The sequence below is a fragment of the Streptomyces sp. NPDC001292 genome, from assembly GCF_042896465.1.
Taxonomy (GTDB): Bacteria; Actinomycetota; Actinomycetes; order Streptomycetales; family Streptomycetaceae; genus Streptomyces.
In genome coordinates, this window is the sequence record NZ_JBIAXG010000027.1 from 76,771 (window position 1) to 97,316 (window position 20,546).

The following is a 20,546-nucleotide window of genomic DNA, read 5'->3' on the forward strand; positions in this document are numbered from 1 at the left end:
GCCGAGGCGGGACTGCAGCTCCTCCCAGATCCGGTCGTCGGACCAGGTGTCCGCGTCCTCGGCCGGGTCGCACTGGAAGTACATCCGCTGCAGAGCCTCGGTGCGCTGGCTGATCAACGCGAAGCCGTGGGGCGAGTGGTTGTAGATGAGCTCGGCGGCGCCTCGGTGAGGATCCCGAACCAGGCGAAGGGGTACTCACGGAAGTACTGACGCCGCGCGGCCTCCGGCACCTCCCGGCGGCATAGGCTGCGCGAGCCGTCGGCGCCGACGAGGAAGTCGGCCCGGACCTCGTGGTCGGCCCCGTCGGCGTCGGTGAACCGGATGACCGGCGTCGAGACGAGGCCGTCGACCGAGACACCGGTGACGCCGAAGCGCACGTCGCCGTGGTCGCGCTCCCGGGCGTCGGCGAGGTCGGTGAACACGTCGGTCTGGGGGTAGAGCTGGGTCGAGGCTCCGACCAGGCCCTGGAAGTCGATCCGGTGACCGCCGCCGCCGAAGGCCGGCTCGATGCCGTCGTGGCGGTAGCCGTCGCGATGCACCCGGTCGGAGATGCCGGTGTCGACCAGCAGGTCCACCGAGTCCTGCTCGAGGATCCCGGCGCGGTGGGTCTGCTCGATCTCCCGGCGGCTGCGCAGGTCGATCGCGATGGAGTCGATGCCGCCCCGGGCGAGCAGATGGGAGAGCATGAGGCCGGCGGGGCCGGCGCCGACGATGCCGATCTGGGTGCGGCTCTGGATGCGCGAGGGGGACATGCGCCTCATTGTCGGGGCCGCGATCGGCCCCGGCCATGACTGACTTCCACCCAGCGGAAGTCAGTCGGCCGAAAGGCCCGGGTCCCGGATGCTGAGAAGACCGTGCAGGAACCAGGGGCCAGACGCCGGGTGGCCGGTCCGTCCGAGGGGACCTCCACGAGGAAGTCGCTCCCTTCAGCGCCCGGGATGTCAACGACGCCGCTCATGGGCCGGCCGGCGCTGTGGCAGCCGGTTCGGCAGCGTCGTGGGGAGCGCTCGGTCGCCCGAGTCGAACTGCACCCTCCGGAGCCGTGCCAGGGCCGACTTGCCCGACCGCCGTCGCGGTCCGTGCGGGGCCGCACCGGTGCCGACCAGTCCGCGCAGGTGAGGCGCCGGCGATGGCGTCGAGGAACAGGGTGCCGCCGTTGCCCCGGGCTGTACTGAGCCCGATGCCACGGGCAGCCGTCGAGACCGCCAGCCGCGACAGCACCGATGAGGACGGACACGACGCGACGGGCCCGTGACCTGGCCGTACCTGTGGGGTCGTCGAGGCTAGGCCGTACAGCAGGAAAGCGGCAAGAGGGCCGTTGGCAACTCTGTGCGTACGAGGGGGCGCGCACAGAAGAAACGACATGCCTCCTTGCTTCCTTGGATGCGCCTTTCCTCTGCGGCAACAGGAAGCGATCCTGGTCTCCAGAGTCAAAGGTGAATCCACATGACCACGAGCAGTAGCGGTAGCAGTTCCTCGTCCGGCTCAACGTCGGGCTCCAGCTCTTCATCCGGGTCCACGTCAGGCTCCACGAGCGGCGGCAGCTCGACATCGGGATCGATGGCGGGCTCCGGCTCGTTATCGCGGCAGTCTGCGAGAAGGTGGCGCAGCGGCCCGGCGGCAGCGGCGTACGCGCTCGCCGTCGTCAGTGCAGTGGTGGCCGCCGTAGTGACCCCGTTAGGCGACCATGTAATGAAGGCGTTCCTCGACGATCCGACCTGTCCGGGGGACGCCTGCAACGGCAAGAACCCGCAGAATCAGGGCTGCGGGGAGGACGCGCGCACCTTCAAGCCCACTGTGGGCAACCCGGCCCAGCTCCAGATCCGCTACAGCGAGGACTGCAAGGCGGTGTGGGCGAGGATCGAACGCGGCAGTCCCGGCGATCTGGTGACGGTGAAGGTCCCGGGACGTGGCTCGCGGACCGCCGAGATCGAGTACGGGGACGACAAGTTCACCAACATGGTGGCCGTCCCGGGCGGCGCCTTCCAGGTCACGGCCTGCACCACGCCGAAGCCCGGCGGCAAGAGCACCTTCGAGTCGTACTGCATCCATGCGACTCAGGCCACTGCCTGGCGATGACGGCGCCTCTTGCGCATCGGCGGGGTGGACGAGGACCGCCTCGACCGCATGCACGGCCGCGACGGAACACCCTCGCGTCGGCGGGGAGGAAAACAGATCGGAAAGCTGGAGGCACGGGACCTTGCGGCGTACTTCGCTGACCACTCGGTTCGGCGACCGAACGTGGGCCGCTGCCTGTTGGTCACCAGGTCTGTGACCAGGCGTCGTCGTGGGGGTAGGAGGTGGGGCTGCCGTCGGGTTCGATGCCGTGCGGCCATAGCTTTCCCCATATGGGGTCGGTGTCGTGGTAGGGGTAGGCGGCGTCTCCTTGGTCGAGTGCTTCGCGGGCGATGCGGGCTGCTTCTTCGATGTCGCGGGATTCGTATGCTTCCACGGTCAGTCCGGCCGTTTCGTGCTGGAGCGCGCATCGGGCGGCGCTTGAAGAACCGCAGGTCGACCAGTGGTTCGTGAACGGCGAGGGCCTGCCCGGCCCACGCGGCGAGCATGACCGCGCCACCTGCGAGGCAACCGAGCGTTCGCCCCGAACCCCATCCCCAGGTCGGGCCGAAGCTGACGCCGACCAGGACACCGGCAAGACCGGAGCCGAGCAGCAGCGCACCGAGGAAGTCGAGCCGCGAGCGGGCCCGGACCGAACTCTCCTCGGTCGTCACGACGATGAGCACCAGAGGCACGGCCATGAGACCGTACGCAGCAGCGGACATCGGCACCTGGGACCTCACCACGGACGTGGTGGTCGCCGGATACGGAGTGGCCGGAGCCGCAGCCGCCGTGGAGGCCGCGCGTGCCGGAGCCGAGGTGCTGGTGCTGGAGCGGGCCGGCGGCTGGGGCGGGGCCGCCGCCCTGGCCGGCGGCTTCATCTACCTGGGCGGCGGCACCGCCCTGCAGCGGGCCTGCGGGTTCGACGACTCGCCGGAGGCGATGGCCGCGTTCCTGATGGCCGCAATGGGACCGGGAGCCGACACGGCGAAGATCTCCGCCTACTGCGAGGGCAGCGTCGCGCACTTCGACTGGCTGGTCGAGTGCGGCGTACCGTTCAAGCCGGTCTTCTACGGCGAGCCCGCCTGGGAACCCGCCGCCGACGAAGGCCTGATGTACTCCGGCGGCGAGAACGCCCATCCGTTCGACGAGATCGCCCAGCCCGCGCCGCGCGGCCACCTGCCACGGATGGAGAACAAGCGCACCGGCGAGCGCGGTGGCGGATACATGCTCATGAAGCCGCTGGTGGAGACCGCCGAACGGCTCGGCGTCAACCGCGAGGCGGTCCTGGCGCAGCCCGTTGAGGTAGAACCACTCACTCTGCATCCGTTCCATCCACGGGAACCAGGCGCCGTAGTGTCGTTCAACATAGCCGACCCGAAGACAGCGATGCCCTGCGCGGATTCGAGGCGGTCGTCTTCGCGGCGGGCAGCGACGTCCGCCATGTGCGGCCCGAGGACGAGGCCGCGGCGTTCTGGGCCCGGCACCAGTCGGCCGGCGTTCCCGCACTGGCCCGCGCGGCGCGGGAGGCGGGTGTGCAGCGCTTCGTGCAGGTCGGCAGCTGCTACCACATGGTGCGGCCGGAACTGATCGCGACCGATCTGTATGTGCGGGCGCGTCAGGACGCGGACGAGGGCGCCCGTGCGCTCGCAGGTGCCGACTTCGCCGTCACCACGGTCAACCCGCCGCCCATCGTTGGCATGATTCCCGGATCCTCGGCCAGGCATTTCGCACGGCTGGTGCGCTGGGCGCGGGGGGAGCGCGACGACCGGTTCCCGCCGCTGGTCGCACCACCCGGCGGCACGAACTACCTCACCGCGCGCTCGCTGGCGCAGGCGATCGCCGGAGCGCTGGAGCGAGGCACTTCGGGCACCGCCTACCTGGTGGGCGATCAGAACCTCACATACGCGGAGTACTTCCAGATGCTGGTGGACATCGTCGGCGGAAGCGGGCAGGTGCGGGTGCGCGATGCCGAACACCCCTTCCTCCCCGACCGGATGATCGTTCCGGGCCGGGGAGCGATACTGCGCTACGAGCCGTCCGCGGACGAGACCGCCCTGCTCGGGTACCGGCGCGACGACGTGGCCGCGATGCTGACCGAGATGGTCGCGGCGAGTTGAGGAGGCGCTGCACGCGGGCCTGCCGGCTCCTCATGAGGGACCGGCAGGCCCGCGCCACAGCGGTGCTGTCGTTCGCCGGGCTCGCCGGGATCACCGCCCAGGCCTGCCTGATCCCCATCGTCGGGGACCTGCCGGCGCTCCTCGACGTTGGGCCGGAGCAGGCCAGTTGGGCGGTGACGCTCACGTTGATCGTTGCAGCGGTGGCCACACCGACGTGCGTCCGCCTGGCCGACCTCATGAGCCGGGGCCGCGTTCTGCTGTGGTGCCTGGGCGCGGCCCTCTCGGAGGGCCTCGGGCCATCTCGTCGAAGGCGCTGCGCGAACCCGTGGGAAGCCCCGGGGTACCGTCGGCCAGCTGTCTCAGTCAGGTGACCGCGAAGACCCGGATCAGCACCGCGTCGCGCTCAGGATGCAGCGAGTTCAGCGTGCCGACCAACACCCGGCGGCTGAGCCAGGCGTGCGGACCGTCGGGCGCGGTGATCGTGGGCCAGGACCGGGCGTAGCGCGGCGTCTCCGTGGCATCGATGATCACGTTGTTGACCACCGACAGGACGGCACCGTCGTCGGCCTGCAGTTCGTAGCGTGCCTCGAGCTGTTTCACGCCGTCGCGTCGCATCACCTGCCGGTCGGCGCCACCGGGCAACACGATGCCTGCGATGCGCGGGCCTTCGAACCGGCCGCCGATGATCGGCACCATCCACCTGTCACCCCACGGGCCGGCACCCAGGTCCATGGACGGCTCGATGTCGACGACCGACTCGTAGGCGAGCTCGAGCCCGACCCGGTCCATCGGCGCCGAGGCCAGCAGCCGGGAGAATTCCGCGTCGGTGAGTGGCATGTCGCCGCCTGAGCCGGCTGCGGAGCTGGTCATGGGTTCTCTCCTTTGCATCAAAGGGTCGACGTGAGTCAGGCGAGCCCGAGCAGCCGCAGCGCGTTGTCCTTGAACAACAGCGGCTTGACCTCGTCCTTGATCTTGAGCTTCTCGAGGTCGCCGAACCCACCGGTCCGGGGTGATCACGCGGAAGTCGGAGCGGCGGGACTACATGCCCGGGGCGATCCCCAGGGGCGGGAGCAGCGTTTCGATGACGGCGCCGATGCGGAATACGCTCGCCTCGTCGAGCGGGGCGCCGACGATCTGGACGCTGGTGGGCACCCCGCAAGCCGACCGCCCGCTCGGCACGGCCAGCACTGGGCAGCGGTTGGCGGTGTTGAACGGCATGGTCATGTGCGCGGCCATGTAGTTGTCGTAGTGGGTGCCGTTGAGGGTGATGCCATCGAGGAAGTTGCCGTCGGCGGGAAGCATCGCGCACGCCGAGGTCGGCGTGATCAAGGCGTTGGCACCTGCGAGCATCCTTGAGACCTCGGCCTGCATCGCGAGGTCCATGCGGATCGAATCGAACAGCGATGAAGACTCACGTGCCTGCGCGGTGATGCCGACGAATCGCTGCGCGTACGGCGACAGCGACTCGAGGTCGCCGTCCACTGCGTCGGCGAGCGCGTTGCCCATAATCTGCCCGAAGTGGCTGAAGCAGGTCGTGAGCACCTGCTCGACGTCCCAGCGTGCGCGCACCTCGACGATGTCGGCGCCGGCATCGGCGAGCGTCTCGATCACCAGTTTCGTATTCGTGGCGACGTCAGCGTCGACGGGGAAGCCGCCCAGCGTTGGTTCGTAGGCGATGCGGACGCCGCGCAGGTCGGTCTCCGGGCGGGACGCGATGTCGATGAGCTCGCGGGAGTTCTGTGGCCCCCATGACGTGTGGTCGCTCGCGTGCTGACCCGACATCACGGAGGCGAGGAGCGCGGTGTCCAGCACCGTTCGCGCCATCGGCCCGTCGCCCCGATACCAGTCGGCCGAGAGGGGAGCGGCTCCGGGAACGCGGCCGTAGGGGGCCTTGTAGCCGATGACCCCGCAGAACCCCGCCGGAATACGCGTCGATCCGCCGATGTCCGATGCGGTCGCGAGGGTGGCGAGGCCGGCCGCGAGCGCGGCTCCGGCCCCACCCGATGAGCCGCCGGGGCCGGCATCGGTGTTCCACGGATTCCGGGTCACGCCCCAGAGCTTCGAATGCGTCACCGACGCGCAGGAGAACTCCGGCGTCGTTGTCCGGGCATGCACGATGCCGCCCGCGGCACGAATGCGTTCGATGATCGGCATGTCGGCGTCGGCGCGGTGGCCGGTCTGCGCGAGCAGGCCCTGGCTGACTGGCTCGCCGGCGATGGCGTGCTTCTCCTTGGCCGCCACCGCAAGACCGAGGAGTGCCGGCGTCGGCGTTCCCTGGGTGCGGGCGAGCGCGTAGCGGTCGTCGGCTTCGCACGCCTGCTGCATCGACGCTTCGCGATACTCATGCGACAGCGCGTTGATGCCTCCGTCCTGTGGGCCGTTGACTCGATCGGCCTGCGCCCAGTGCGCCGCGAGGACTTCGCTCGGCGCGAATTCGCCGGAGCGGAAGCCGTCGAGTGCCTCGGCGGCGGTGAGGAACTCAAGGCGCGTCGCCGTCGAAGTGTTCGTGGGTGTGCGGATGGTGATCTCCTTTGTCAAACGTGTCGTTCAGCTGTTGAGCTCTGCGTCGAGCGGGGTGGTTCGAGCCGATGCCGGGGCGGGCCTCTGGCTCGCCCCGGCATCGCGCACGAGCCGATTGGTCTCCGGGTAGCGCGTGAGGGTGATGACGAGCAGCACGATCACGGCGTAGGCCGAGAGGTAGGCCCCGGTCGCCCAGCGGATGCCGGTGGTTTCGAGCCAGGTCCCGATCATGGGTGCGGTGCCGCCGAGCACGGCGTATCCGAGGTTGTACGCGATCGCGGCGCTGGTGAACCTGGTGCGCGTCGAGAACGCCTCGACGAATGTCGTGGTGCTTCCGCCTGCGTATACGACGAGGGCGGTGACGTAGACCACGAGTCCGAGGGCTGCGAGTCCGATCGAACCGGTGGCCGTGAGCATGAACGCCGGGATGCCGAGGAGGGCCAGGAGCAACGATCCGGCGATGAGGAGGGGGCGTCGCCCGATCCGATCACTCAGGTGGCCGCCGAGCGGCATGACGAAGGAGAGCACGATCATCACCGCGGCATTGAAGACAAGCGCCGTGGTGCGGTCCATGTTCGCCTGCGTCTGCAGGAATGTCACGAAGTAGCCGGCGAGAAGGTAGAACGCCAGGGCGGACAAGCCGCAGATCACCAGGACCTGGAAGATTCGCAGCCCGTTCTCGGTGAACGCCTCGCGGATAGGCGAGAACTCGCGCCGCCGGTTTTTCTCGACCACTGCCTGGAACTCGGGCGATTCCTCGGTGTGCTTCCGAATCCAGAGTCCGATCAACGAGAGCGGTAGAGCCAGCAGGAACGGGATCCGCCATGCCCATGCGCCGTATGCCTCTGCTCCGACCATTGCGTTCAGCGAGATCATAAGTGCCGACGCGACGGCCCCGGGCACCGCCGTCGCCGCGAGGGTGATCGAGAGCCAGAGTCCGCGACGGTTGAGTGGGGCATGTTCGAGCACGAATGCCGGCGCTCCCACCGACTCGCCCCCGGCAGAGAACCCCTGTACCAGGCGGCACAGAATGAGCAGGCACGGTGCGAGCATCCCGATGGTCGAGGACGAGGGCAGGAGCCCGATCACCGCTGTGGCGATCCCGATGCCCATGAGCGTGATGAACAGGACCGGCCTTCGTCCGATGCGGTCGCCGAGTGCGCCGAAGAAGAGCCCACCGAGCGGCCTTGCAACGAAGGCGACGGCGAAGGTCGCGAACGTCGCGAGCAGCCCGGCAACGGTCGAAGCCGCGGGGAAGAACTGCTTGGCGAGGATGAGCGCGCTGAGGCCGTAGAGGCCGAAATCGTAGAACTCGATGAACTGCCCGATCGCACCGCCCGCGAGGACTCGCTTCTGCATCGGTCTTACCGGGCCGCCGTCCGTCGACATCGACATGTGATCTCCCGTTCGAATCGGCGTCCCGGCGTTGGCGGGACGGGCGTTCGGACGCCACTTGAATTCTCCGATCCGAGGCCGGAGGCGCACCAACGGAAGTTTCCGCACCATTCCATCGATGCACTCGATGGATCACCCAACGACGGCGTCCGCGCCCGCGACAATGGTGCGGACCAGCGACCGGCACGCCGTGCTGCGGCGGGAATCGACGGGACCCGACGGGCGCACGATACAGAGCCGGGCCGGGGCGAGCCTGTCGGCGAGGGCGAGCGGCACGACGGACGATGCCCCCGGTGAGCGCGCCTCGTAGCGGTGGTTGAGCACCGAGTATCCGAGTCCGGCAGCGACGTAGGCCCGAACGGTCTCGTAGTTCTGCGCGGTGTGGCGGATCCGGGGTTCGAGCCCCAGCGCACGGAAGTATCCGAGGTAGTGGTGGAGGGCGGTCGGCATGTCGAGGAGCACGGCGGGCTCGTCGATGAGCTCGTGCAGCCGGATCCGCCGCTGCGGAGCGCGTGCGAGCGGGTGGTTCTCGGGGACGATGACGTGAGGCGGGACGTCGCGCAGGAACTCGATGTCCCAGCCCTCCCCGAGCGCTACGTCGTAGCAGAGCGCGAACTCGGCGTGCCCCTGCAGCAGAATCGACCACAGTTGGTGGTTGTCGCCCTCGACGATGGTCACTTCGAGGCCCGGATGCTGTGCTTCGAGGCTGGCGACGATGCGTGGTGCATAGATCGGCGCGAGCGGGGAGTACACGGCGATGCGGATGCGGCCCGCGATCTCGCTCGCCTCGCCCTGGATGACGGAGCTCAATCCGGCGGCGTCGTCGAGTAGACGACGCGCACTGCTCAGCAGACGGAGTCCGGCAGGAGTCGGCTCGACGCCGCGTCGGGGGATCCGCCGCAGGAGCTCGGCGCCGAAGCGCCGCTCGAGCGAGGTGATCGCACTCGACAGCGTCGATTGCGCGACGCTCAGCTTCGCCGCTGCGGCGGTCATGCTCCCGGCATCGGCGACCACACAGAAGTAGTCCAGCTGGACGAGCGTGAAGTCCTCCATGGAGATCCCCTGCCTGAATGTCGTTGTCGAATGCCGCGGAGCAATGCGCGGCAAGACCCTCTCCTTCGACGTCGAGATACGCAAGGTCATCTGCAGCACGAACGAAATCGAGAGCGTGGTGGGCGCCGGGCGGGGTTCTTGGCCAGGCAGTCGGCGATCAGAGCTCGCAGCGCGGGGTCGGTGACAGTGTCGAGGTCCGGGGTGTCGTGGACGACCCGGTAGAAGATGGAGGTCAGGTGGCCGTCGCCGAACGCGTTGACGCCGGTGGCCGCGTACGCCAGTACTGTCCCGAGGGAGAAGACGTCGCTGGCCGGGCCGATCTCCTCGCTGTTCACCTGCTCCGGCGACATGAATCCCGGGGAGCCGGGCGTATATCCGGTCACGGTGAGGGAGCTGCCCTCGACGACCCGGGCGATCCCGAAGTCGATGACCCGCGGGCCGTCCGTGGTCAGCAGCACATTGGAGGGCTTGAGATCGCGGTGGACGAGGTGCGCGCTGTGGATCGACACCAGCGCCTCGGCGAGCGACGGACCGGCAATGTAACTGGTGACCAGCCAGGGCTCGGCCGCGTCCGGGTCGGCGTCGATCACCGGCGCGGTGAACGCCCCGCTGACCGCGCGGGCGGCCTGTACTTCCTGCGGAACCGGGACCGGAAGTCCGGCTGGTCGACCAGCGCGGCGTGCACCACCTGACCGCGACCTGCCGGCCGCCCGGCGAGCGCCCAAGGACGACCCGCCCCATGCCGCCGGCACCCAGCCGCCCCAGCAACTGGTATCCGCCGATGGAGCGCGGGTCGTCCGGATACAGCGCTGCCACAAACCCCTCCCGCGTCGTCGACCCGGTCAAGTCCGGCCGGGCGGCCCCAGCACAGGGGGCAGCCGGTGCGCTGGCCTGGAGAGGTGCGGCCCGCTGCCACTTGACGGCGACGGTGATGTCGATGCCGAGGATCCGGCGAGAACCGCTGCGGGCAATTCGGCGGTTGGCACGAGGTGAGGCGACGGTTCGTCCTGGCAGTCAGACGCCGGTCCTCCACGGAGGGGGACCGTCCGCCGAGACCTGGTGGAGCTGAGTGTCGTCCGCGGCGTCGTCGAACCGACGGGCTGAATCGCACGAGCGGCGCCGCCTCCCGTGGTCTCACGGGAGACGGCGCCGTCCTGTTATTCGGGGTGGTGCCGCGTGCGGCTCACCCCATGGCTCCAGCGGCCGGGGCGTGTCACCTCACGCCGACCGCCCGGATGATCTCCTGGGTGACCTGGCCGCCACGGTCGTCGCTGGCGGATGCGCGCAGCGAGATGAACTGCGCGTCGGCGGGCACGTTCAGGGTGCCGCGCCAGGCGGCCGTGTTCCCGTCGCGGTCCAGGCCGACGGACGTCCAGGTCCGGCCGTCGTCGTACGACACCTGGAGGGTGCCGTCGCCGATGGTCCCGGTGTCCGGCGCGCCCTTGACGTACTCGGAGTAGATCCCGACGGGCAGGCGCTGCCCGGCGCGGACGTCGCCCGCGAGGTCGGTGTCGACGTCGAAGCCGAGGTTGAGCAGCGGCAGGACCGTCCACCTGTCGGCGGGCGTCTCGGCGGACTTGAAGGTCCACTCGGAGTGGCCCTTCGTGGACAGCTTCCAGCGCTCGGGGTCGAGCGCGGTGTCGGTGACGACCTTGTAGGTGCGCTCCGCCGGGTCGGCGTTCCGCGCGTACCCGGCCGAGCCGGTGCGCCGGTCGACGCGCGTCCCGTCGACGTAGACCTCGGTGGTCTGCTGGATGGACTTGTCGTTCCACACGTCGCCGAAACCGGTGTGGTCGGGTCCGGAGTCGCCCCAGCCGGGGGTGTTGAACTGGAGGTCGTTCCCGGCCCGCTGCTGGCCCCAGCTGAGCCCGGTGCCGAGCCAGGGGTGCCAGACCGGCTTGAACCAGTCGACCTCACTGCGCGTGCCGCCCCGGTAGGTGACCAGGCCGCTGCGCTCCTCGATGCCGCGGGGCACGGTGATCACGGACTCGTGCCACTTCTGGCCGGGGCCGGTGGAGACGTAGGCGGTGCGCTCGGCCGGGTAGTCGATGCGCTCCAGGAAGCCGATGCCGTAACGGAAGGTGTCGGTGATGGAGAAGCGGAACTCACCGCCCGGGGCGGGCTTCACCGCGTGGAACCTGTCGTCCAGCCGGGCGAGTTCGCTCTCCTTCGGGGTGTACGTCAGGTTGCCCGGGATGGCGCCGGGGTGGCTGTCGGACAGGTCGTAGACGTAGGGCGTGTTGCGGGTGCTCGTGAGCTTGACGCGCTCGCCGGACTTGGCCGCAGCCAGCAGCCGGGCGCCGTCCGCCGCGTTGACCGTGGCGACGAGCAGCGGCCGGTCGGTGCGGTCGGCGTTGCCGAACCAGGCCATCAGCCGGCCCGGCTTGTCGTCGGTGACGAACAGGGCCTTGGCGCCCGCGTCCTGGGCCGCCTGAGCCAGCTCGACCGGCGAGATCGCGCCGGTGGCGCGGACGACGACGGCCTTGCCGCGCACGTCCTTGCCCGTGTAGTCGGCCGGTGCCCCGCTGCCCGCGTCGACGACGGGCACGGTGCTGCGGCTGTCGGTGAGGGTGCTACCGGACTGGACGGTGGCACCGTCCAGCGGCCTTCCGCCCGCCTCGACCTCCAGGAGCGGCTTGCCGAGCCGCCAGACCGTGCGGTACTCGAAGGTGCCGTCGGTGACCTTGTCGGTGGGAGCGGCGAAGATGCTGTCGTAGGTCGGGGGCACCTGGAACGCGCCGAACAGGTCGGCGCCGTTCGCCTTGCGGCTGTACTCCATGAGCAACTGCCGGGTCTCGGTGCGCCGGTCGACCTTGGCGCTGATCTCCTTCAGCTGCCGCCCGTCCAGGGTGACCTCGCGGTCCTGGTCGAGGGTGATCTGGGGGGCGGCGAGGAAACCGAGGCCGAGCGAGTCGGCGCCGTGGCTGCCGCGCACGGCGAGGAAGGACGTCAGGTTGTACATGCCCGGCTTCAGCCGCAGCTTCAGGGTGCCGGAGTCGCCGACATACGCCGGCAACGGGTCGCTGCCCTTGACGAGTTGCTGCAGCACGACGCGTGCGGCGGTCGCGGCGCCGTCGCGGTCCTTGACGTGGACGGTGAGCGTGTACCGCTCGTCCTCCTTCACCAGGCCGAAGGCGGTGTGCGCGACGGGGGCACCGTCGGCGCTCGCCACGATCTGTCCGCTGGTGCTGCCGACGGCGGCCTTCGCGCCGTCACCGGTCACCGTGGTGGACGCGGTGCCGTGCGCGGGCACGGTCAGCTTCGCGTCGGCGAGCGAGACGACGCCGTCGGGAGCGCCCTGCGCGGCCAGGCTCAGCTCGACCGGCTGGTCCGAGGAGTTGGCGTAGGTGAGCGTCTTGGTCACCGGCTTGTTGTCCGCGTAGGGCCAGCTGTAGAAGCCCAGGTCGGCGCTGCCGGTCGCGGTGATCCGCGCGTTGATCGCGGCGGGCACGAAGACCCGGCCCGCGCCCAGTGCGTACGCGGACGCGCCGAGCTGCTTCGAGGTCGACATCAGCGCGTCCTTGAGCTGCGCGCCGGTCCAGTCGGGGTGCTGCTGGGCGAGCAGCGCGGCGACGCCCGCGACATGCGGCGTCGCCATCGACGTACCGCTCTTCGAGGTGTAGGAGCCGCTGCCGCTGATCAGCTGGGAGCGGGCGGCGAGGATGCCCACGCCGGGCGCGGACACGTCGGGCTTGAGGGCGTTGTCGCCGGTGCGGGGGCCCTTGCTGGTGAAGGACGCGGCCCGGTCGGCGGAGTCGACGGCGCCGACGGTGAGCGCCGAGTCGGCGGCGCCGGGCGAGCCGATCGTGCCGGGGGCGCCGGAGTTTCCGGCGGCGATGACGAAGAGGGCGCCGGTCTCCTCGGAGAGCGTGTTCACGGCCTGCGCCATCGGGTCGGTGCCGTCGCTGCCCTCCTGCGAGCCGAGGCTCATCGAGACGACCTTGGCGTGCACGTCCCGCGCGGCCCACTCCATACCGGCGATGATCTGCGACTCGCTGCCGAAGCCCTGGTCGCTGAGGACCTTGCCGACGGCGAGGGTGGCGTCGGGCGCGACACCCTTCTCCTTGCCGTCCGACGCGGCGCCGGTACCGCCGACGGTGGAGGTGACATGGGTGCCGTGTCCGTTGCGGTCGGCGACCTCCTGCCCCTCGATGAAGCTCTTCGACTGGGAGATGCGTCCCGCGAGATCCGGGTGCCCGGCGTCGACGCCGGTGTCCAGCACGGCGACCGTCACGCCCTTGCCGGTGAGTCCGGACTCCCAGGCCTGGGGCGTGCCGATCTGCGCGTTGGACTCGGCCATGTCACCCGTGACGCGCCCGTCGAGCCAGATCTTCTCGATGCCGTCGGCGAAGCGCGCGCCGCCCGAAGTCGCCGCGCGCGCGGCGGGCTTGGCGGCCTGCGGGGCCACGGACCGCCAGAACTCGTGCTCCTGGCCGGCGCGGACCGCAAAGCCGCCGACGCTGGGCAGGGACCGCACCTTCTCGGCGCCCTGCGGCACACTCGGCGCCGTCCGCGCGCTCCTGCCGTAGGTGACGATCAACGGCAGCCCGTCCGCCGCGCCTTCGTCTTGGTCGGCGAAGCCCTGGCGTATCAGCTCGGTCACGTCGAAGAGCCGCGCGTCGAGGGTGCCGGCGCTCAGATACGGCAGTGCCTCGTCCGGGACGACGGTGACGCGGCCGTTCGTCGTCTCGGTGCGGACGGCTCCGGTGGCGCCCTTCGGGCGGTCCACGCTGACTGTCTTCCTGCCCTGGCCGAGGTCGGTGACGGTGACCTTGTCGCCGGTGACGAGCGTGACCGTCGCCTGCTTGCCACCCTGTGCCGTGCTCTTCTCCCCGCCAATGATGGGCCTTTTCCCCGAGGCACCGTCAGACAGGGTGCTCGCCCCCGAAGGCGCGACCGCGGTGACGGCCAGGACGGCGGCGGTCGCCGCGCCCAAGGCCATACGCGTTATGGGACGCATGAATCTCCCTACCATTGGAGTGAGCATGCCAAATCGGGGCGGATGTCATCCTGCCGCGCCGCATCCTGGCAGATACGCAGATCGCCTAGGAATGCTCCAACGTGGCGGTTTGCGCCCGTGTCGGCTATCCGTCACGCCGTCATGTCGGGTCGCGCGCCAGCCATGTGGGCTTCGGGCCTGACAGCGGGCTACGACGACTCCCGCCGCCGCTCGGTCTGCTGGCGGACCCTGTACTGGGTCCGGTGGCGACGCGGGAGCGCGGCCTGGAGCTGCTGGCCACGCCCCGAGCCGGCCGGGCTGCGCTTGCGGAACATCTTCGCGTCGTCGTCCTTGCCGACCGACTTGGCGACGGGCGACCGCCCAGTCCTCGTACGCGTAGTCCAGCGTGCGGGACGCGGACTCGACGGTGCGGTCGGCGGCCACCCAGCCGTTCTGCTTGTACGTGGTCAGGCCCGCCCGCGCTTCCACCGGAGTGGCCTCTTCGCGGTCGTAGTAGGGCAGTTCGGTGTCCTTGTCGGGCGGGGTCATCGCGTCCTTGTACACCGCCTCGTACGCGAGCTTGCGGTCGAAGCCGGTGAAGACCTTGGCGATGTCCTCGGCGATCACCGCCTGCAGAACGAAGTTGGCGTCCGTGCCCGCCGGATACGTCGTCCGCAGCAGGCCCACGCGTGACGTTGCCGGTCATATCCGTCCTCAGCGTCCGGCCCGAACCGGCCTGCATCCGAACCGAGTATGCAGGGTGGCCTCGGTGATGAGGCCGAGCGCCCCGAGGCCGACGCGCGCGGCCCGGGACAGCTGGGGCCGCTCGTCGGCGGAGCAGTCGACGACCGACCCGTCGGCGAGGACCAGGCGCAACCCCCTGACCTGCGTGGCGATACCGCCGAACCGCAGGCCCGAGCCGTGCGTCCCGGTGGAGATCGCCCCGGAGACGGTCTGCCGGTCGATGTCCCCCGTGATCTCAAGGGCGAGGCCGTGCTCGGCGAGGAGCGGGCCGAGCTTCCACAGCGGCATGCCGGCCTCGACCGTGACCAGGCCGCTCGCCCGGTCGACAGCGCGCAGGCCGTCGAGGCGGTCCAGGCGCAGCTGGACGCCGGGAGCCACGGCGACCGGGCTGAAGGAGTGCCCGGCGCCCACCGACTTGACCCGCTGCCCGTCCCGGCCCGCGTCCTTGACGGCTTCGGCCACCTCGGCCGTGCCGGCGGCGTCGACGGCCTGCAGGTGAGTGTCGAGGTAGTCGATACGGTCGAGATCGCGGACGGTGCCGTCGGCATCGACGACGTCCTCCACTGAGCAGCCGTTCTCCGTGATGTAGACCGGGGGGAGTGCCGGGTAGCGCTCCTTGAGACCGACGAGCAGTTCCCGTAGACCGTCGGGGACGACGGGCCAGCCGAAGGCGGTACGGCGACAGCCCTCGATGGGGGCCTCTTCGAACGGCAGCCCCTCGGACGCTGGCGCCTGGATCCGGGTCGGTTTGTAGTAGTTGATGCCGAACGCGTCCAACGGGGCCGAGATCAGCTCGAGATCACCGCCCCGGACGGAGCCGCCCAGCGTCGCGTCCGCGCCGAAGTCCGACAGGTCGGGGTAAGTGCCGCTGAGGATCGGGTCGTTGAACAGGCGGTTGTGCAGGTGATCGTAGGCGCGCGCGGCGGCGCGGTCGGCGAGGGAGTGCGAGGCGGGCCAGACCGGGGTGCAGTTGTTGGCGACCAGCACCTGCAGGCCGCGCGCCCGCAGCTCCCCCAATGCCAGGCCGTGGCCGAGCAGTTGATGGTGGGCCACGGGCAGGCAGTCCAGGAACAGGGTGCGGCCCGGCGCGTGGATGCCGAGGCCGTAGCCCCAGGCCATGTGGATGAACGGCTCGTTGAGGGTGATCCACTTCTGGACGCGGTCGCCCAGCCGGTCGGCCACGATGGCGGTGTACTCGGCGAAGCGGTACGCGGTGTCGCGGTTCAGCCAGCCGCCGTCGTCCTCGAGGGCCTGCGGGAGGTCCCAGTGGAACAGGGTCGGGACAGGTTCGATGCCGTGGGCAAGCAGGCCGTCGACCAGCCGGTCGTAGAAGTCCAGGCCGGGGGAGTTGACCTCACCTGTGCCGGTCGGTTGGATCCGGGGCCAGGCGATGGAGAAGCGGTAGCCGGTGAGGCCCGCCTCGGCCATCAGTGAGAGGTCCTCCTCGTAGCGGTGGTAGTGGTCGCAGGCCACGTCGCCGGTGTGCCCGTCGCGGACGGTGCCGGGCCGGGCGGTGAAGGTGTCCCATACCGACGGTCCACGGCCGTCCTCCTTGGTGGCGCCCTCGATCTGGTACGCCGCCGTCGAGGCGCCCCAGACGAAGTCGGCGGGGAGATGGTTCAGTGCCACGTCTAACCTCCTGAAACATGAGCATGGCTCACGTTATCTGCTCGGATGGGATGATGGAAGCGTGAATCAAGACCGCAATGCAGGGACGCTGCGCAGGCTGCCGGTGCAGAGGCGCAGCGCCGAACGCTTCGAACGGCTCCTCGACGCCTGCGCCGAACTCCTGGACGAGGTCGGCTATGCCGCGTTGACCACCAAGGAAGTGGCCCGCAGGGCCGACGTGCCGATCGGCACCCTCTACCAGTTCTTCTCCGACAGGGAAGGACTGATCGGCGCGCTCGCCGTCCGCAACCTGGAGTCTTTCCTGGCGCGGGTCGCGGGCCGGCTGGAGCGTGAGGAGCCCGAAGGCATTGCGGGCATCGTGGAGGTGACCATCGACGAGTTCGTCACCATGCGCCGGACGATCGCCGGGTTCGGTGTGGTCGATTTCGGTGCGGTAGGACAGGATTACGTCCTGGAGCCGACGCTGGACAACAACACGGCGGTCGCCGGAAGGCTGCGCTCACTGACCGCCTCTCTGACCGGCGGCCAGGACGACGCCGAATTCGAGATCGCCGTGCGGGTGGCGCTGGAGTGCGCGGACAGCGTGCTGAAACTCGCGTTCGCCGCCGATCCGCAGGGCGACGCCCGGCTGATCGCCGAGTGCAAACGAGTCCTCAACAGCTATCTGAGCGACCGGCTCCGGTGACCACCGGCGAACTGGCTCAGCGGACGGCCTTGACCTTCCAGACTGTGACCGCGCCCAGTACGGACATGCCCGCGGAGCAGAGGAACAGCGAGCGGTAGCCTCCCAGGCTGCTGAGCACGACCGAGGCGATGGGGGGAACCAGGACGAACGGCAGGGACGTCATCAGGTTGGCCAGGGCCATGTCCTTGCCGCGGTCCGCCGAGGCGGGGAGCACCTCGGTGACCAGGGCGGTGTCGACGGCCAGGTACACGCCGTAGCCCAGGCCCAGGATGACGGCCGCGACCAGCGTCACGGTCCACGTGGGCCGGAGCGCGCCGTCGGGAGCGTAAAGGCCGGTGAAGACGGGGGTCTTAAGACGTTCACCGACGTCCAGCTTCCAGACCAGCCCGTCGTGCCCGAATCCGCCCGTCCAGGAGGCGCGGCCGTATGGGTCGCGGCGCAGGGTGATCCGGCGGCTGCCGCTCCAGGCCAGGGTCGCGCTCCACACCTCGCCGTGCCCCTCGGCGGCGTCCTGCGCGTCGAGCATCAGCCAGGGTCCTGCGTGCTGTCCCGTGATGCCGAGGCGGCTGGTGAACACGGTCTCCCCGACGGGCACTTGGTCGCGCCGGAGCTCGAACTCCCGGCCCCATTCGCCGACCACGTGGCTGACCCGGTAGTCGTCGCGGGCGGGCAGCGTCCAGGCGGCGGAGTCGAACCGCAGGACGTCCACCGGCTCTCCCGCGGTGAGGACGGCCCAGCGCTCGATCTGGTCATGCCCGTCCCGGATCCGGTAGTTGAGGTCGAGGCCGAGGGAGCGGACCCGGTCGGTGAAGGAGAGCGTGAGCAGGTTCTCCTCGACCGTGTGCGAGACGAACCGCCACTCGAATCCGCAAACGCCGTCGTCGAACCGGACGATCAGTGACGGCGCACCGAAGCGCAGGCCGCCCTCCACCACGTACTCCTCACCGCCGGGATCGTCGCCGCCGGGGTCCTCGGCGGGCAGGTCGGCCGCGACCGCGACGGCCTGCTCCAGGCTCAGCGGCCGGCCCCAGTGCACGTGTCGGGGGACATCGTCGGCGTCCAACTGGAAGGCGTAGGAGGTGGTGCAGGGAGTGCTCAGAAGCCAGAGGCGAGCTTCGGCGTGGTGAGTGATCACGCAAGTCCTCAAATAGAGTGTGGCTCAAGTTTCGCCTCATGCGTTAGGCACGAGGCCGCAACGCCAAGCCCTTGACGGGGATACCGAAAAGAGGGGCCGGGGTCGTCCGGACCAGGAGAGCCGGTCCGGACGGCCCCGGCCCTGGCGCCGCCTGGGGCGCGTCAGTCCGCGTAGACGCCGACCTCGCGAAGCGAGTAACCCCACTGGGTACCGCGCTCCGCCCCCTTGATCCGTACGTAATGCGCCTGAGTTGTGGCGAAACGTGCCGTGTCCAGGCCGCCGTCACCGGCGGTCGTGGACCACACCGCCTTCCAGTTCGTGCCGTCCTCCGACAACTCGACGCGGTACGACTTCGCGTACGCCTCCTGCCAGTCGACGGTGACGCGCTTGACCGGCTTCGAGGATCCGAGGTCGATCCTCAGCCACTGGTCGTCGTTCCACTCGCTGGCCCAGCGGGTGCCGAGGTCGCCGTCCACGGCCTTGCCGGGCGCGAAGCTTTCGAACGGGTTCCACCACTCCGACGAGGACGCCGAGGCGGCCGCCCCCAGCGCCAGGTTCTGACCGGACTCGTGCTTCTCGGTGTGCCTCCAGGTGCGGAGGTAGGACTCGGCGCCCGAGAAGAGGTCGTCCACGACTCCCTGGCCGCCGACGATCCGGATGTCCTCGATCCAGTCCGGGACCATGCCGTAGTGCGCGGCGCCGTCGGTGTTGAAGTCCCAAGTCCGCTTGCCGGTGGTCTGCTTGTCGATCAACGAGCCGCCGTCCGCGCTGCGGAAGGGGTACTTCACCGGGTTCGGGGTGTTCGCGCCCCGCGGGCCCGGCCAGCCGCCGACACCGTTCATGTCGGTGCCGTAGCCGTAGCCGACCTTGTACTTCTCGCGCAGCGCGTCCGTGCGCTTGGCCTCCGCGCTGAACGCCTCGGAGCCGCTCATGTACTGGGTGGCGAACCCGCCGAGCTTGTAGAGCCGTTCGGTCCAGCCCAGGTCCATCCAGCTGTGCGAGGAGATGGCGCCCGGGTACGACTCGGACTCGAGGATCTGGAAAGCCTGATCCGCGGCCTTCACGCTCATGTGGTCGAGTTCCAGCATCATGTGGCGCTTCATCATGCCGCGAACCGCATACGCGCCCAGATCGGTCAGCCCCCGGGTGTTGCACTGCGTGTTCGAGGAATACGTGGGGACGGACTTGCCCGCCGGCAGCCGCTTCTCCGCCTCGGGTGCCGCCGCGTTGCCGATGGGGTTGTCGTGCTGCGGGCCGCGACAGGTTTCCGTCTTCCAGAAGGTGCCGGTCGACAGGAACTGGCCGACATTGATGGCCGTACCGAGGGCACCGGAGTCGAAGCGCACCCCGCACAGGGCGTTGTCGAACTTGTGGCACAGGAACATGCTGCGCACACCAAGCCTGTACAGCTCGTCGAGGCCGCGGTCGACGTCCTCCTTGCTGCACTGCGCCTTGTCCAGGATCTGTTTGCAGCCGAACGGTTCGGAGGTCTCGACTCCCAGGACGACGGCCAGCTTTCCTTGCTTGATGACCTCGCGTGCCTGCGCGCTGTCGGTGACGATCCGGAACCAGCCCTTGCCCGGGCCGCCGTACATCTTGTCGATGAAGGCCTGCATGTCGTACGTCTTCTGGGCCTCGAGACGGATGGCGGTCATCTCGTCGCAGCTGCGGTCCTTGAAGAAGTAGACCGAGCAGATCACGCCGTTGGTGACCAGGTCGTTGACCAGCACCCGCTGGCCGCCGCGCCAGGCCCGCTCGATCCCGGCGTAGTAGTTCTGCTGATGCGTCAGCGAGTCATGGGCGGGCCAGTCCTTGAACGTGGGCCACCCGACGGGGTCGTGCCTGCCGTCGCCGCCCTTGGTGATCATGTCGAAGACCGCGAGCGAGCCGTCGGGGTAGTGCTCGGGGCAGTCCTTGAGCGCGTCGGCGACGCCCTGCTCCGAGAACGGCTTGCCGCAGATCAGCCGGCCGCCGAAGCCCTCGTTGGCCATGATGTGGTCGTGGGCGTCGACGAAGCCCCGCACGCGACCCTGGGAGTCGGTGCCCTTGAAGGGCTCGCCCGTGACGTCGATCTGGGCGTCGGGCGCGGGTCGCGCGGTCGGATCCCACCATTTGTGCTCCGCCGCGGAGCTGGGCATCGGGCCGAGCATCAGAGCCATCGCGGACAGGAACAGTAAGACCACCGTGAGGGATCTCAGCCTGCGGCGCGGACGTTGAACGATGATCATCGCGTGGATCCTTAAATGTGAGCAGGGCTCATGTTCCTCCATA

General features: G+C 69.6%; 14 protein-coding genes and 3 pseudogenes. 4 read left to right on the plus strand and 13 right to left on the minus strand.

Annotated elements, in window-relative coordinates; all coding sequences use genetic code 11:
* Nucleotides 1-60: 60 nt before the first annotated feature.
* Nucleotides 61-761 (minus strand): annotated as a pseudogene (locus tag ACFY4A_RS26010) (FAD-dependent monooxygenase); the annotation flags it as partial.
* 931 nt (nt 762-1,692) lie between these two features.
* Here ACFY4A_RS26010 and ACFY4A_RS26015 point away from each other — a divergent pair.
* The gene (locus ACFY4A_RS26015) at nt 1,693-2,079 is read left to right on the plus strand and encodes a DUF2690 domain-containing protein (RefSeq protein WP_390831757.1); all 387 of its coding nucleotides are present in this window, start codon (nt 1,693-1,695) and stop codon (nt 2,077-2,079) included.
* Between the two features lie 181 nt (nt 2,080-2,260).
* On the opposite strand, the gene ACFY4A_RS26020 is transcribed toward ACFY4A_RS26015, so the two are convergent.
* Nucleotides 2,261-2,452: a hypothetical protein gene (locus ACFY4A_RS26020; RefSeq protein ID WP_390831758.1), complete on the minus strand. Its 192-nt coding sequence runs from the start codon at nt 2,450-2,452 to the stop codon at nt 2,261-2,263.
* 302 nt (nt 2,453-2,754) lie between these two features.
* On the opposite strand from ACFY4A_RS26020, the gene ACFY4A_RS26025 reads away from it, so the two are divergent.
* The gene (locus tag ACFY4A_RS26025) at nt 2,755-3,645 is read left to right on the plus strand and encodes an FAD-dependent oxidoreductase (RefSeq protein ID WP_390831759.1); all 891 of its coding nucleotides are present in this window, start codon (nt 2,755-2,757) and stop codon (nt 3,643-3,645) included.
* Nucleotides 3,591-4,175, plus strand: coding sequence for a hypothetical protein (locus ACFY4A_RS26030; RefSeq protein ID WP_390831760.1), 585 nt, complete (start codon nt 3,591-3,593; stop codon nt 4,173-4,175). The genes ACFY4A_RS26025 and ACFY4A_RS26030 overlap by 55 nt, the downstream gene beginning before the upstream one ends.
* A gap of 363 nt (nt 4,176-4,538) precedes the next feature.
* On the opposite strand, the gene ACFY4A_RS26035 is transcribed toward ACFY4A_RS26030, so the two are convergent.
* From ACFY4A_RS26035 to ACFY4A_RS26075, 9 genes and pseudogenes are all read right to left on the minus strand, one after another.
* Nucleotides 4,539-5,045: a DUF3237 domain-containing protein gene (locus ACFY4A_RS26035; RefSeq protein ID WP_390831761.1), complete on the minus strand. Its 507-nt coding sequence runs from the start codon at nt 5,043-5,045 to the stop codon at nt 4,539-4,541.
* Nucleotides 5,046-5,080: 35 nt separating this feature from the next.
* Nucleotides 5,081-5,204, minus strand: a pseudogene (locus ACFY4A_RS26040) (4-hydroxyphenyl-beta-ketoacyl-CoA hydrolase); the annotation flags it as partial.
* A 9-nt stretch (nt 5,205-5,213) separates the two neighbouring features.
* Complete coding sequence (locus tag ACFY4A_RS26045; RefSeq protein ID WP_390831762.1) at nt 5,214-6,713, minus strand: amidase; 1,500 nt, start codon at nt 6,711-6,713, stop codon at nt 5,214-5,216.
* 9 nt (nt 6,714-6,722) lie between these two features.
* The gene (locus tag ACFY4A_RS26050; RefSeq protein ID WP_390831763.1) at nt 6,723-8,090 is read right to left on the minus strand and encodes an MFS transporter; all 1,368 of its coding nucleotides are present in this window, start codon (nt 8,088-8,090) and stop codon (nt 6,723-6,725) included.
* 132 nt (nt 8,091-8,222) lie between these two features.
* The gene (locus ACFY4A_RS26055) at nt 8,223-9,233 is read right to left on the minus strand and encodes a LysR family transcriptional regulator (protein ID WP_390831788.1); all 1,011 of its coding nucleotides are present in this window, start codon (nt 9,231-9,233) and stop codon (nt 8,223-8,225) included.
* Nucleotides 9,234-9,262: 29 nt separating this feature from the next.
* Nucleotides 9,263-9,959, minus strand: a pseudogene (locus tag ACFY4A_RS26060) (serine/threonine-protein kinase); the annotation flags it as partial.
* Nucleotides 9,960-10,356: 397 nt separating this feature from the next.
* The gene (locus ACFY4A_RS26065; protein ID WP_390831764.1) at nt 10,357-14,103 is read right to left on the minus strand and encodes a S8 family serine peptidase; all 3,747 of its coding nucleotides are present in this window, start codon (nt 14,101-14,103) and stop codon (nt 10,357-10,359) included.
* A 45-nt stretch (nt 14,104-14,148) separates the two neighbouring features.
* Nucleotides 14,149-14,769, minus strand: coding sequence for a glycoside hydrolase domain-containing protein (locus ACFY4A_RS26070; protein ID WP_390831765.1), 621 nt, complete (start codon nt 14,767-14,769; stop codon nt 14,149-14,151).
* A gap of 27 nt (nt 14,770-14,796) precedes the next feature.
* A complete protein-coding gene (locus tag ACFY4A_RS26075) occupies nt 14,797-16,455 on the minus strand; it encodes a GH1 family beta-glucosidase (RefSeq protein ID WP_390831766.1) in 1,659 nt (552 codons plus the stop codon).
* Between the two features lie 61 nt (nt 16,456-16,516).
* Between ACFY4A_RS26075 and ACFY4A_RS26080 the strand changes: the two genes are divergently transcribed.
* Nucleotides 16,517-17,140, plus strand: coding sequence for a TetR family transcriptional regulator (locus tag ACFY4A_RS26080; protein ID WP_390831767.1), 624 nt, complete (start codon nt 16,517-16,519; stop codon nt 17,138-17,140).
* A gap of 16 nt (nt 17,141-17,156) precedes the next feature.
* Here ACFY4A_RS26080 and ACFY4A_RS26085 read toward each other — a convergent pair whose 3' ends face one another.
* Both ACFY4A_RS26085 and ACFY4A_RS26090 read right to left on the minus strand, forming a co-directional pair.
* On the minus strand, nt 17,157-18,275 hold the full coding sequence (locus tag ACFY4A_RS26085; protein WP_390831768.1) for an MFS transporter: 1,119 nt from the start codon (nt 18,273-18,275) through the stop codon (nt 17,157-17,159).
* Between the two features lie 161 nt (nt 18,276-18,436).
* Entirely contained in the window at nt 18,437-20,503 is a 2,067-nt protein-coding gene (locus ACFY4A_RS26090; protein WP_390831769.1) for a discoidin domain-containing protein, read from the minus strand.
* Nucleotides 20,504-20,546 lie beyond the last annotated feature (43 nt).